This is a genomic window from Pusillimonas sp. NJUB218 (assembly GCF_003788685.1).
GTDB lineage: Bacteria > Pseudomonadota > Gammaproteobacteria > Burkholderiales > Burkholderiaceae_B > Neopusillimonas.
The window spans coordinates 22,193-35,090 of the sequence record NZ_NQMK01000001.1 but is presented as its reverse complement, the minus strand read 5'-3'; the positions used below and the strand labels follow the sequence as shown (position 1 = coordinate 35,090).

The window sequence follows — 12,898 nt, the reverse complement described above, 5'->3', positions numbered from 1 at the left end:
CTAAGTACTCAAGAAATGTTCCGTCAGTTTATCAAGCGCCGCTTGAATACGACCATCGACACAGTCTTGCACGCTTAAAACATCAGCAGTCTTGCAGCCCCCCACGACAAAAAGCTTGTAACTTACGTTTTTAACTGCCCCAACCGACGCTGGCGGTGCCAGCGCTGCGCCAACATCGAACTAACCACCAGTTGCAACAAGTGAAACAGCATCAAGGGCAACACCATTACGCCAGCAATTGACGCCGTAAACAGCACTTGGGACATCGGCACCCCAGTTGCCAGACTTTTTTGAGCGCCACCAAACAACGCGGTGATGCGGTCTTCACGGTTAAACCCGAAGCATGACGCCAAGCCGTATACAAAAGCCATCGACAAAAACAAAAGCACCAGACTGATCACAACCAACCCCACGACCATCGCCGACGAAACCTGCTGCCATATACCCCCAATCACAGCAGCACTGAAAGCGCTATATATCACCAGCAGTATCGACCCGCGATCCACGAAGGAAAGGACTTTCGCCGACTTACGAAATGCCGTGTCGAAGTAGGGTCGCAAGAAATGCCCGGCAAGAAACGGCAACATCAATTGCGCAAAAATATTAAGCACCGAATCTATTGGCGATGCCGCCCCGGTGGTTGGCGCGATTAAACCGTTTACCAAAAACGGCGTAATCAAAATCCCCAACAAGGTGGATGCTGAAGCACTGCACACCGCGGCAGGCACATTGCCACCGGCTATCCCCGTAAGGGCAACAGCGGACTGAACTGTCGCAGGCAACATGCACAAGTAAAGCACCCCCAGATACAGCTCAGCATTAACAAGCGGCAGCAAGACCGGTCGTAACGCGAAACCCATCAGAGGAAAAAAAACAAACGTACAACACAGAATCAAGCCGTGTAGCCGCCAATGCGTTAGCCCATCGATAATAGCCTGACGAGGCAACTTGGCCCCATGCAAGAAGAACAATAAGGCTATGGCCGCCACCGTGGTGTACTTAAGGACAACAGCAAACTGCCCCGCAGCTGGCATCACACTTGCAAGCAACACCGTGCCCACAAGTAAAAATGTATAGGTATCAGGAAGGAAAGGGATGCGTTTCATGCTCGTATTGAACGCTATCCGTTAAAAATAGGGAAATTAATTTATAAGATAGATATATAATTTTAATGCATGAATATAAGTCTCAAACAACTCCAGGTTTTTCGTGTCGTTGCGGCCGAGCGCAATTTCAGCCGCGCGGGCGAACTAATAGGCCTGACGCAACCAGCCGTCAGTCGAGCCATTACCGAGCTTGAGACGCAGGTCAATTTGCGGCTGTTCGATCGAACAACCCGAGACGTCAAACTGACGCCAGCGGGCCAGATTCTGGCCCAAAGACTTCCTCGCTGGATTGACGACCTTGAGAACACCTTAAACGAACTACACAGTTGGGCAAACAATCGAACAGGAAAGGTACGCGTCGCAAGCAGCCCCACACTGTCGGCTGCTCTCATCCCTCATTGCCTGGCCTACTGCGCAAAACAAGAACCCGGCCTGCAGGTCATACTTGTCGATCGCATTCAACAAAACGTACTAAGCAGTATCTTGTCGGGCGAAGTCGATTTTGGCATCATTGTCGAACCAGACGCGGCGCATCTGCGAGAGCTTCACTGCGAAACCCTACTCGTCGACCCATTCGTTGTGGTTTGCCCCGACGACCACCCCCTAGTCCGCATAACCTCAAAGGGCAAACCTGAAAGGGCCCAAAGACAAGTACGTTGGTCAGCCCTGTCCGATGCCAAATTGATTTTATTGGACCAAGCCTCTGGCAGCAGGCGCTTGATTGATTCGCTACTGGCCCGACACCATATTGCCTACCGCGTCGAGCAAGAAGTTGGGCATGTCACAACAGGCTTTGAAATGGTACGAGCGGGACTTGGCATTAATATCGTACCGCGCTTGGCCATCCCGGAAACGGGCCTGCCAGGCCTACAAATCTATTGCCCGACACCCATTGAAAACCGAAAGATAATGCTGGCTCGGCAAAAGAATAAAACTCTGGCACCGCTTGCAGAGACACTATGGTCTATGGTCAAGATAAGCACGGAAGACACAATGGCCCGACGTACAGCACGCGACACGACCAGGAAGATAACGACGAGCAGCGCTTAGGACAAGCTTTAAGAAAAGCCATCTTTGAACTCTTCCTTCAGGTAATCCACCATCAGCCGAGTAGCACGCGACACATGCAAAGTGTATGGCCTAATCACATACAGGTGATCACCATAACTGCCGCTGATCCGCCAATCGGACAACAGGCGCACCAACGCCTTGTTCGCAATGTGCTCTCGGACCGAAAAGTCTGGCACCAGCGCAATGCCCAAACCCGCCAAGGCCGCCGCCCTTAAGGCCTCACTGTTGTTCACTGCCAGGGGCCCCCTGACTGCTAAAGCAACCGGGTCACCTCCCTGACTATCCCGTCGCTCGAACACCCACGTTACGGCACGATCACGCCGAGGATAATGCAGGCATGGATGTCGGATTAGGTCCGCCGGACACTTAGGCGGCGCTACGCTCTTAAGGTAACCAGGGCTTGCCACCAGCACCGAATCAGTCACGCATAAAGGCCAAGCCACATCAAGATCCGGCGGCGTGCTGGTGTGTCGAATTGCAAGGTCCACGCCCTCCATCGCTAGTGAGGACAGGTGATCTGACAAATCCAGTTCGAGCCTGATTCCCGGATACTGCATTAAGAACCTGGGTAACACTGGCACCAAATGCTGTCGCCCGAAGGCCACCGGCGCACTTAATCGCAGCGTTCCTTGAGGAGAGACAGCCAAATCCTTGACGCTTTGAAAACTGTCAGCAATTTGGTCGAACGACTGACGAGTCATTTCGACCAGTTGCTGACCGGCTTCTGTAAGACGCACACTGCGTGTGGTACGCCTTACCAATGCAATCCCGGCCAACCGCTCAAGCTCGGCTATGCGCTGACTAACTGCCGACTTGCTGACATTTAATCGGCGTGATGCGGACGTATAACTACCTTGTTCAGCCAAGATGGCCAGCCAATATATATGGCCCAAATATTGCGATATTGTTCCCGTATCCATTGCTTTATTGTTTAATATTTTAAACAATAAGTCCAGCGCATCGCTCTATTCACGCTCACGAACACCCCCTAAACTGGCCTGCAAATACGTATCAGCGCATCGCACAATCGTAAGAAAACAATGCCATCACTTAAAGGGAGCACCATGAAAAGCTATACCGACGCAAACACTGTCAGCCATTTCATTGGCGGACACACCACTACAGGCCAAAGCTCGCGACGGCAAGCTGTTTACAACCCCGCAACAGGCGAAGTCGCCCGCCAGGTTTTACTAGCCGAACGCACCGATGTAGACGCTGCCGTTGAAAATGCACATCAAGCATTCGAAGCTTGGGCAGCCACTCCCCCGATCCGTCGGGCCCGCATCATGTTCAAGTTCCTGCAACTCATGAACGAACACCGTGATCAATTAGCAGCGATCATCACCGCCGAACACGGTAAAGTCTTCTCCGACGCCCAGGGCGAGGTTTCGCGCGGCATCGACATCATTGAGTTTGCGTGCGGTATCCCTCAGCTACTCAAAGGGGACTTCACCGATCAAGTGTCTACCGGTATGGATAACTGGACACTGCGACAGCCCTTGGGCGTGGTCGCCGGCGTAACACCGTTCAACTTCCCCTGCATGGTACCTTGCTGGATGTTCCCTGTTGCCATCGCCGCAGGTAACTGTTTTGTGCTTAAACCCAGCGAGCGCGCACCTTCGGCAGCCCTTTACATGGCCGACTTGCTTTTAAAAGCCGGCTTGCCTAATGGGGTTTTAAACGTCGTCCAAGGCGATAAAGTCGCCGTCGACGCGTTACTTGAAAACCCCAACGTAAAGGCCATCAGTTTTGTCGGCTCGACACCTATTGCACATTACATCTATCAGCAGGCCGCCCTGCACGGTAAGCGCGTTCAGGCGCTGGGCGGCGCAAAAAACCATCTTGTCGTCATGCCCGACGCCGACCTTGAACAGGCGGTCGACGCCCTGATCGGCGCCGCATACGGATCTGCAGGTGAGCGCTGCATGGCCATCTCCGTCGCCGTTCTGGTAGGTGATGTTGCCGACAAGATCATCCCGCGTCTCGCCGATCGTGCTCGCAACCTGATTATCAAAAACGGCATGGAAGCAGACGCAGAAATGGGGCCGATAGTTACGCGCCAATCTTTAGAAAAAATTGAAAACTACATACAGATCGGTGTTGATGAAGGCGCCAAACTGGTTGTAGACGGACGTGGCCACAAAGTAGACGGACACGAAAATGGCTTTTTTACGGGTGGCACGCTATTCGATCACGTCACTACCGACATGCGCATTTACAAAGAAGAAATTTTCGGGCCGGTACTTGCCTGCATACGAACGCCAAATTTTGCATCAGCGCTGGAAATCATCAACACCCATGAGTTCGGTAATGGCGTGTCGTGCTACACACGCGACGGAAACATCGCGCGTGAGTTCGGCCGACGCGTACAGGCCGGCATGGTCGGCATCAACGTCCCCATACCCGTACCCATGGCATGGCACGGATTTGGCGGATGGAAAAAGTCGCTGTTCGGCGACATGCATGCCTACGGTGAAGAGGGTGTGAGGTTCTACACAAAACAAAAAAGCATTATGCAGCGCTGGCCCGAGGCCACCCAAAAAGGCGCAGAGTTTGTTATGCCAACAGCCAAGTAAAGCCTCTCATAGCCTAGTTCCAACTTGAGCACTGAAAATCCCTGCCCCTATGGCGGGGATTTTTTTGCAGCGCCCTCAACCAACAAATAATGGTTGATATTTCGATATTTACTCATTAGTGAAAACACTAGTTGAACAGAAAAATATTCAATGGTTGAAAATTGGCTCAAAGACCGCAACGAAAAATAAGTACAAACCCTATAAAATATTTATTTTTATTAAAAATCAACATTTTACATTATAAACCGTTTGACTATTTAGATCAAAAACAGAGACTTAAAAGTGCCATAAATACGCCAAACACAACAAGCAATAAAAAAAACCAAATAACAACCAAAACCATTTAATTATTTACGGTTGACCCATTTGGTTTTTAATGGTTGAATTCATTAACTGGTTGACGATCATTAAAACCTAGCGATCCATTGCCTTCCACACCATTAAAGGACTCACATGACTTCCGTTGCCGATAACTCACTGTCGAACGACGCCCGCGAGCATGAACTCAAACAAATGTACGAGGCCATTCATGCAAAAAACATGTTCCCGTTCTGGGCCAAGCGCTCAGACGTCGAGCACGACGAAATCAAGCAACTGATGGCAAGTGGCCCCAAGGCGCTGCCCTTTCTCTGGAGCTTCAAGAATGACCTCGAACCCATCTTGCAGCAGTCTGCCAAGCTGGTTACTACCGAAGACAGTGACCGTCGTTCATTGATCTTGACAAACCCAGGGCTGAAACCGCGACGAGCCACAGTCACCAACCTTTACACCGCATACCGGCTTAACGACCCCAACGAGCTCATGCCTGCCCACCGCCATACCGCTAGCGCCATCCGTCTTGGCTTGACGGGCCAACAAAACTTCACTGGCGTCGAAGGCGAAGATATCGTGTTTCGCCCAGGCGACATGGTCTTGACACCACGCGATACCTGGCACAACCACGGCAACGTTGGTGACCAACCGGCCATTAATCTATCGGTACTCGATTACCCACTGGTTGAGTCATTCAACTCCCTGTCTTTCGATCACGACTATGTCGAAGACGGCTCGCTGAAAAAGAAGCAATCCGCACGGTTTTCCCCCGACTATTCCGCACGTGTCTACGGCACCGGGGGCTTTACGCCACGATTTGTCGACCACTTCCGCGGTGTTGGCGGCTCGGCACCAATGTTTGTATATCGCTACGACGCTGTACGCGAACTGCTTGAACGCAACCGCGAGTGGGACGACAACCATCATGAAGGCCTGAAAGTCGAATACACCGACCCGGTACACGGCGGCCCTGTTTACAAAACCATGACTTTTTTCATGCAAATGCTTCGCCCGGGCGAAACCACGCTGCCGCTGAAACAAACAGCAAGCCAACTCATCACGCCCATGGAGGGATCGGCTAACGTCAAGATTGACGATGAAACTTTCAACTGCCACCTTCACGACACACTAGCCGCGCCCGGTGGCCACTGGGTTCAATTCAGCAACCCAAGCAGCACCGAACCGGCAATCCTCTTCATTGCCAGCGACGAAAACGCTTTGCAAGCATTTGGCTTGCTACAGCGGTTCGGCAAGACTGCTGGTGGCGATGTTTTTCGTCTGGTGTAAAGGGGCAGGCTTTGGCACAAACCAAGAACACTTCACTCATCAGCCACATCGACTGCCCTGGCGGCGGTCAGGTCTGGTGTGACGGCAATACGCTGTATGTATCCCACATGCGCCCCCCGCACGGCACATCGGCTTATGACATCACCGATCCACGCAACCCCAAACATTTGTTCACGCTCGAAATCCCAATGGGATGGCACTCCCACAAAGTGCGAGTCCAGGACGGGATCATGATCGTAAATTACGAAAAGTTCCGGGAAGGCGCTCCCGACTTTGGCGGTGGACTAGGTATTTACGACGTTAGCACCCCATCCAAGCCTCGCCTTATCAGCAAGTGGCAAGTCACAGGGCAAGGTGGCGGCGTACACCGGTTCAGCTTCGATGGTCGCTATGCGTACATCTCGCCCACCGAGGCAGGCTTCGTTGGCAACATCGTCAAAATCCTTGACCTGGCCGACCCCGCAAGTCCGCAAGAGGTCGGGCGCTGGTGGATACCCGGCCAAAACGTCGCAGCAGGCGAGCACTACCCGTGGGACAACTTCGTCATGCCGCGTTGTCACCACCCCTTGCGCGAAGGCAACCGTCTTTACGTTTCATACTGGCACCACGGGTTTTTTATCCTTGACATTGAAGACATGGCGCGGCCGAAACTAGTGGCTGCTGTCAACAGCAGCCCTGCCCACCCGCATCCTACACACACAGCCATGCCCATGCCTGGACTCATTAAAGGCCGAAAGATTTTAGTAGTTGCAGATGAAGACGTTGCCAAGCTTAGGCCTTCACCCCCTGCGTTTACCTGGTTCTACGATATTACCGACGAGCGTCAACCCATGCCCATATCAACCTTCCAGGTTGATGGCGTGGACATCGATGGCAGTCCTCGCCCCCCCATGGAAGGCTGCCACCAGCCCAGTGAACGTCTTACTGGTACCTCAATTATTCCGTTTGCCTGGTTTGCCAAGGGCCTGCGGCTGATTGACATTGCAGACCCGTTCAGACCTAAAGAAGTGGGCTTCTACGAACCCGATGCCCCTGAAGGGTACACACAGCCGCAGTCAAACGATGTCACGCTTGACTCACGTGGCCTCATTTATTTGCTCGATCGCCAACAGGGCGTCGACATCATTCAAACCAATGTCTTCTAACCCAACCAGTAACTCTGGCGCCCCGCGCCGCACACAAGAAATTTAAAGCAAATCGGAGTTCTACATGAATAACCCCGCAATTCAGGTCTATGGGAAGAAAAATCCGAATCTACCCTTCCACCCAGCCGTTCGAGCAGGCGATTTCGTTTTCGTCTCGGGCCAGGTTCCCAAAGACGAGAACGGCAATATGGTTACCGGTACGATCGAGCACGAAACCCGCACAGTACTCGAAGCCCTGCGTCGCGTCCTTAACGAGGCCGGTTGCGACTTGAGCGACATCGTGAAAGTAACCACTTATCTGGAAGATCCGCGCGACTTTGGCCGCTACAACGGCGTCTTCAAAGAATTTTTTCCTGAAGGTCGCCTGGCACGCACTACCGTCGAAGCCCGGGCCGCCATCAGCACAAAAATCGAAATTGATTGCATCGCCTATCGCCCCCTTTGATCCTCACTCCACATCAACACCCTCAAGAGGCACCCATATGTACAAACTGCTTGGCCGAGCAACCTCCGGCAATGTTCAAAAAGTCATTTTTCTACTCGAAGAGCTTAATGCCCCCTACGAGCGGCTTGATTATGGCCGCCAATTTGAAAACACAACCACGCCCGAATACATCGCAATGAACCCCACCAAGAAGGTGCCCACACTAATCGATGGGGACACCGTTGTTTGGGAATCAAACACCATTCTGCGCTACTTGGCCAATAAACAGGGCTCGCCACTTTACCCCAGCGCACCCGCAGATCGTTCCACCGTAGAAACCTGGATGGACTGGCTGCTTGCCACGGTCAACCCCGTTTACCTGGCCGGCTTCAAAGACGCAAAGAAAGCCGACGCTGAACGCGGCACAGACACGTCAAGCAACCTTGCTGCCGAACTCAAGACACTCGAGGCGCACCTGGCCGGCAAGACATGGGTGGGGGGTGCGCAAATTACCTTGGCCGACCTAGCGCTTGGTCCAATTATTCGTCGTTGCATCAACTTTCCCTACGACCTTCCAGACTTTCCAAATATCAAGCAATGGGTAAAACGGCTTGAGGCCCGCCCTGCGTTCCAGAAAGCAATAGCCGCGGGTTAAGGCGCCGTCAACGTCCAACCCTCCACAACCTTTCAAAGCACGCAATTCCGAGGTTACTCATGCATTCTTCGTCAACACAAAAAGCAACCGGCACCGACCTGCATATTCAGGCGCATAACGTGTCGGTCGACTTCACGCACGCAGGACAACGGAACCGCGTGCTCAACAACATCACCCTCGACGTCCCGCGCGGAGCCTTCGTGTCACTGATCGGCCCTTCGGGATGTGGCAAAAGCACACTTCTCAAGGTCATGGCAGGGCTATTACCCCCTACCGAAGGCTCCGTGCAGGTTGCAGGAATGACGCCTCAATTGGCGTCTGAGCAGCGCCGGATCGGGTTGGTTTTCCAAGAGGCAACCCTGATGCCGTGGAAAAACTCGCTGGAAAACGTCAAGCTGCTTATGCAAATTGCCTACAAAGACCGCTCAGATAAAGAAATTACAGAGCGGGCCCGCGCAATGCTGGACATTGTGGGGCTGTCCCACGCGCTGGAGAAACGTCCGTCGCAATTGTCTGGCGGCATGCGCCAACGGGTATCGATTGCACGTGCGCTCGCGATGGACCCGGAGGTGCTGATGATGGATGAGCCCTTTGGCGCACTTGATGCGATCACGCGTGAAGAAATGAGCGACTTCTTGCTCGAGATCTGGCAAAAAACCGGCAAAACCATTGTGCTAGTTACCCACTCGATTGACGAGGCCATTTTCTTGTCGCAAGACGTTCACGTCATGGCAACAAACCCGGCCCGCATTATGGAAACAGTCAACATCGACATCCCCTACCCACGCGACGATGCAACCTATGCCAACCCAAAATTTGGCATTGCCACATCACACCTGCGTCGCCTGCTTAAAGACGGCCACAGCATGAGGGCGGCAGCATGAGCAATACGACCACTATTCAGAACTCGACCATGACTACCCAAAACAAACCAAAAAGTAATCTGGGCCTTATGTTGCATGGCGCTATGCCCACCATCATTCTTACCGCTATCACCCTGATTCTTTGGGAAGTCATTACACACGTATTTGCGATTGAGGCGTTTGTTCTACCGGCACCCAGCGCAATTCTGAACGAACTTATCAATCAGCAAGCCCTGCTGGCAGCATCTGCCCTGGTTACCGCCGAGGAAATCGTCTACGGCTTCTTGTTATCGATGGTCGTAGGCGTTTTCATGGCATTGATCATCGTCCGCTTTGACTGGCTGGGTCGCGCCGTTTACCCGCTTATGGTGCTCTTCCAGAACGTACCAAAAATTGCGCTGGCGCCGTTGTTCATTTTGTGGTTTGGCTACGACCTGGCACCCAAGCTACTACTTATCGTTGTTATGGCGTTTTTCCCAATAGCCCTGAACATGCTGGTCGGCCTGCAATCTGTCGACCCTAACCTGGTCACACTTTTGAAAACTGTTGGGGCCACCCGCAACGAAATCCTTTGGCGCGTGCGCATTCCAAACTCATTGCCATACCTGATGTCAGGCCTAAAAATCGCGGTCACACTCGCCAGCATCGGCGCCATCGTAGGTGAGTTTGCGGGCGCATCTGCAGGACTCGGGTACTTAATTCTGTTCGCGTCAACGCAAATGGAAACCGCCTTGGTATTTGCAGCAGTCGTTGAGGTTTCCATACTCGGCATGCTTTGTTACTACGTCGTCGAGTTCGTCGAATGGCGATTCATTACCTGGGCACCAAAGTCGTAACAACACCGTCGTTAATCAATATCTGTACAGCACGTCAAGCAGTAATGTTCATCACCATGAAGTAGTCACTTACTTTTAAAAACGGAGTCATCATTATGTCAAAGCGCTTGTTCAGTGGTTTAGCAAAAATTGGGGCAGCAATGGCACTTAGTGCAAGCTTTGCGGCTCAGGCCGCAGATAAGGTTTCGATCCAGCTCGACTATGTCGTTCGTGGCAGCCATGCCATGTTCTTCGTCGCTAACGAAAAAGGGTTCTTCAAGGAAAACAACATTGAAATCACAAAGATCACCCGAGGTTCGGGCTCGACAGACGCTCTTCGCCTTGTCTCAAATGGCAACGCACAGTTTGGCTTTGCCGACTTGCCCACACTAATGGTAGGTCGTGCTCGTAACGTTCCAGCCGTCGCACTGGCCGCCGTTAATCAGCGTAGCCCTCTTGCCCTTATTGCCGTCAAAGAAAAGCGTGACCTGAAAAGCCCCAGCGACCTGAAAGGACTGAATCTTGGTGTACACCCATCCGGTTCAACCTATATTTTCCTTAAAGCCTTTCTTTCGCTAAACGGCATGTCGCTTGACGACATTAAGCAAAGCACGGTTTCGCCACCCTACGAAAGCTTCTTGTTGCTTGGCCGCGTTGACGCCGTGCCTGGCTATATCAACGCAGAAGTTCCTGAGCTTGAAGCCAAGGCTGGCGGTAAAGGCAGCCTGTCGATACTGATGGGGGCAGATTACGGATACAACGCTTACGGCTCTGGAATGTTCACTTCGGAAGAAATGATCAAGAACAACCCTGACCTCGTCCAGCGCTTTACCAAGGCTTACCTTAAAGCTTTCGAGTATGTCATCAATCATCCAGACGAGGCTGTCGACATTATCATCAAAGCAAACCCCGAGTACTCAGCCAAGCGTGACATGCTCAAGAACCAGTTGGCCGCCGACATCTCTACCTTTTTTGACACGGCAACCAAAGAACAAGGCATCGGCATTATTACTCCCGAACAATGGAAAGCCACAGCCGAAATTCTGGTGGCCCAAGAGGTTCTACCCAAAGATGCCAGCCGCACCGCAGGTTACGACATGACCTTCCAAAAAGCTGCCAACCCTCTTCGTAAATAACATCAAGCTATCGCCATGAATAATCCCCGTTCCGAGCACAGCATCTCTCTAACGCTACCTGCCCACCGCGAGCTTTTCTATGGTGGCCAGTGGCATAAACCGAAAGATGGCAACTATGTCGACGTTTTAAGCCCCGGGACGGGGCAAAACCTTGGCAAAGTCGCTATTGCCGGAGAACAAGATGCCGATGCAGCAGTTGCGCATGCAGTGGAAGGCTTCAAGACCTGGCGCAATACCCCGCCGTTGGCTCGTGCCCGCATCCTCAAACAAATCGCCGTAAAACTGCGTGAACACACCCAAGAGATTGCTCTGCTCGATGCTGCCGACTGTGGCAATCCTGTCAAAGAGATGGGCGCTGACGTACTTACAGCAGCGGCACTTTTCGAATTTTTTGCCGGACTGGTCACCGAAATTAAAGGGGACTCCATCCCCATGGGGCCAGATGCCGTCAACCTCACGGTACGCGAGCCTGTCGGCGTCGCAGTACGAATTGTCGCCTTTAACCACCCCTTCCTGTTCGCAGCCGGCAAAGCAGCAGCACCACTCGCAGCCGGAAATGCCGTCATTATCAAGCCGCCCGAACAAGCCCCTTTGTCGGCCTTGCGACTGGCCGAAATCATCGGTGACATGCTCCCGCCGGGCGTTTTCTCTGTTCTTCCTGGTGGCGCCGAAGTCGGCTCAGCCCTCGTATCACACAAAGACGTCGCCATGATCGGGCTGGTAGGAAGCGTCGGCACCGGGCGCGCAGTCATGCGGCAAGCCGCCGAAACGCTAAAGCCAGTGCAACTAGAACTGGGTGGCAAGAATGCCTTCATTGCCTACCCCGATGTTGACCCCGATGCAGTGGCACAGGCCATTGTTGACGGAATGAACTACACCTGGTGCGGGCAGTCTTGCGGATCTACCAGCCGCGCCTTTGTGCATGCTGAAATTTACGACGCCGTTATTGAACGCATAAAGACACACTGCGCCCAATACGTCCCTGGCATCCCTACCGACCCCAACACCACCATGGGCGCCGTTATCAACGCCGCCCAGCACCAGAAAATTCTTGATTACATTCAGTCTGCCCACGACGAAGGTGCCCGACTGGTCTATGGCGGAAATGTGCCCGCCGATCCGGCATTACAAAGCGGCTATTACGTTGAACCCACCGTCTTCGCCGACGTATCACCCGATATGCGCATTGCCCGAGAAGAAGTCTTTGGTCCAATTCTAGCCGTCATGAAATGGACGGACGAACAAGCAGTGATTGAAGAGGTCAACGCACTTGAGTACGGGCTGACCTGCGCCATTTGGACGAATGACCTTGAAAGAGCGCATCGCGCTGCCAATAGCGTTGAGGCCGGTGCGGTTTGGGTTAATGAAGTAGGCAAGCACTTTCTGGGAGCACCCTACGGCGGCAATAAGCAATCGGGCATCGGGCGCGACGAATGCCTCGGCGAAATGCTCGCCTTTACCCAAGAGAAAAATATTCACATCAGCCTGCGCCGTGTCGCAGCCTAAGG

General features: G+C 52.9%; 12 protein-coding genes. 10 read left to right on the top strand and 2 right to left on the bottom strand.

Going from position 1 to position 12,898, the window contains the following annotated elements; genetic code table 11:
* Positions 1–122: 122 nt before the first annotated feature.
* Positions 123–1,106 (bottom strand): bile acid:sodium symporter family protein, encoded by a 984-nt coding sequence (locus CHR62_RS00160; RefSeq protein WP_123659601.1) that lies wholly within the window; start codon positions 1,104–1,106, stop codon positions 123–125.
* Between the two features lie 69 nt (positions 1,107–1,175).
* Between CHR62_RS00160 and CHR62_RS00155 the strand changes: the two genes are divergently transcribed.
* On the top strand, positions 1,176–2,156 hold the full coding sequence (locus CHR62_RS00155) for a LysR family transcriptional regulator (RefSeq protein WP_123659600.1): 981 nt from the start codon (positions 1,176–1,178) through the stop codon (positions 2,154–2,156).
* 8 nt (positions 2,157–2,164) lie between these two features.
* Here the strand turns inward: CHR62_RS00155 and CHR62_RS00150 are convergent, their stop codons facing one another.
* Positions 2,165–3,043: a LysR substrate-binding domain-containing protein gene (locus CHR62_RS00150; RefSeq protein ID WP_370318022.1), complete on the bottom strand. Its 879-nt coding sequence runs from the start codon at positions 3,041–3,043 to the stop codon at positions 2,165–2,167.
* A gap of 198 nt (positions 3,044–3,241) precedes the next feature.
* On the opposite strand from CHR62_RS00150, the gene CHR62_RS00145 reads away from it, so the two are divergent.
* From CHR62_RS00145 to CHR62_RS00105, 9 genes are all read left to right on the top strand, one after another.
* Positions 3,242–4,753, top strand: coding sequence for a CoA-acylating methylmalonate-semialdehyde dehydrogenase (locus tag CHR62_RS00145; RefSeq protein WP_123659598.1), 1,512 nt, complete (start codon positions 3,242–3,244; stop codon positions 4,751–4,753).
* A 453-nt stretch (positions 4,754–5,206) separates the two neighbouring features.
* The gene (locus tag CHR62_RS00140) at positions 5,207–6,352 is read left to right on the top strand and encodes a cupin domain-containing protein (RefSeq protein WP_123659597.1); all 1,146 of its coding nucleotides are present in this window, start codon (positions 5,207–5,209) and stop codon (positions 6,350–6,352) included.
* An 11-nt stretch (positions 6,353–6,363) separates the two neighbouring features.
* The gene (locus tag CHR62_RS00135; protein ID WP_158609076.1) at positions 6,364–7,497 is read left to right on the top strand and encodes an LVIVD repeat-containing protein; all 1,134 of its coding nucleotides are present in this window, start codon (positions 6,364–6,366) and stop codon (positions 7,495–7,497) included.
* A gap of 64 nt (positions 7,498–7,561) precedes the next feature.
* Positions 7,562–7,942: a RidA family protein gene (locus CHR62_RS00130; protein WP_123659596.1), complete on the top strand. Its 381-nt coding sequence runs from the start codon at positions 7,562–7,564 to the stop codon at positions 7,940–7,942.
* Positions 7,943–7,979: 37 nt separating this feature from the next.
* Positions 7,980–8,576, top strand: a complete 597-nt coding sequence (locus tag CHR62_RS00125) for a glutathione S-transferase family protein (RefSeq protein WP_123659595.1) — start codon at positions 7,980–7,982, stop codon at positions 8,574–8,576.
* A 59-nt stretch (positions 8,577–8,635) separates the two neighbouring features.
* Positions 8,636–9,460 carry an ABC transporter ATP-binding protein gene (locus tag CHR62_RS00120; protein ID WP_123659594.1) on the top strand — a complete coding sequence of 275 codons (825 nt, stop codon included), beginning with the start codon at positions 8,636–8,638 and terminating at the stop codon, positions 9,458–9,460.
* Entirely contained in the window at positions 9,457–10,275 is an 819-nt protein-coding gene (locus tag CHR62_RS00115; RefSeq protein WP_233574770.1) for an ABC transporter permease, read from the top strand. Before CHR62_RS00120 ends, CHR62_RS00115 begins: the two co-directional genes overlap by 4 nt.
* Positions 10,276–10,370: 95 nt before the next feature.
* Positions 10,371–11,390 (top strand): ABC transporter substrate-binding protein, encoded by a 1,020-nt coding sequence (locus CHR62_RS00110; protein WP_123659593.1) that lies wholly within the window; start codon positions 10,371–10,373, stop codon positions 11,388–11,390.
* Between the two features lie 15 nt (positions 11,391–11,405).
* Positions 11,406–12,896: an aldehyde dehydrogenase family protein gene (locus CHR62_RS00105; protein WP_123659592.1), complete on the top strand. Its 1,491-nt coding sequence runs from the start codon at positions 11,406–11,408 to the stop codon at positions 12,894–12,896.
* Positions 12,897–12,898: the final 2 nt, after the last annotated feature.

Coding starts and splice junctions, on each gene's coding strand:
- CHR62_RS00110 (WP_123659593.1), top strand. CDS start 10,371: ATGTCAAAGCGCTTGTTCAGTGGTTTAGCAAAAATTGGGGCAGCAATG.
- CHR62_RS00105 (WP_123659592.1), top strand. CDS start 11,406: ATGAATAATCCCCGTTCCGAGCACAGCATCTCTCTAACGCTACCTGCC.
- CHR62_RS00140 (WP_123659597.1), top strand. CDS start 5,207: ATGACTTCCGTTGCCGATAACTCACTGTCGAACGACGCCCGCGAGCAT.
- CHR62_RS00130 (WP_123659596.1), top strand. CDS start 7,562: ATGAATAACCCCGCAATTCAGGTCTATGGGAAGAAAAATCCGAATCTA.
- CHR62_RS00125 (WP_123659595.1), top strand. CDS start 7,980: ATGTACAAACTGCTTGGCCGAGCAACCTCCGGCAATGTTCAAAAAGTC.
- CHR62_RS00160 (WP_123659601.1), bottom strand. CDS start 1,106: ATGAAACGCATCCCTTTCCTTCCTGATACCTATACATTTTTACTTGTG.
- CHR62_RS00120 (WP_123659594.1), top strand. CDS start 8,636: ATGCATTCTTCGTCAACACAAAAAGCAACCGGCACCGACCTGCATATT.
- CHR62_RS00115 (WP_233574770.1), top strand. CDS start 9,457: ATGAGCAATACGACCACTATTCAGAACTCGACCATGACTACCCAAAAC.
- CHR62_RS00145 (WP_123659598.1), top strand. CDS start 3,242: ATGAAAAGCTATACCGACGCAAACACTGTCAGCCATTTCATTGGCGGA.
- CHR62_RS00155 (WP_123659600.1), top strand. CDS start 1,176: ATGAATATAAGTCTCAAACAACTCCAGGTTTTTCGTGTCGTTGCGGCC.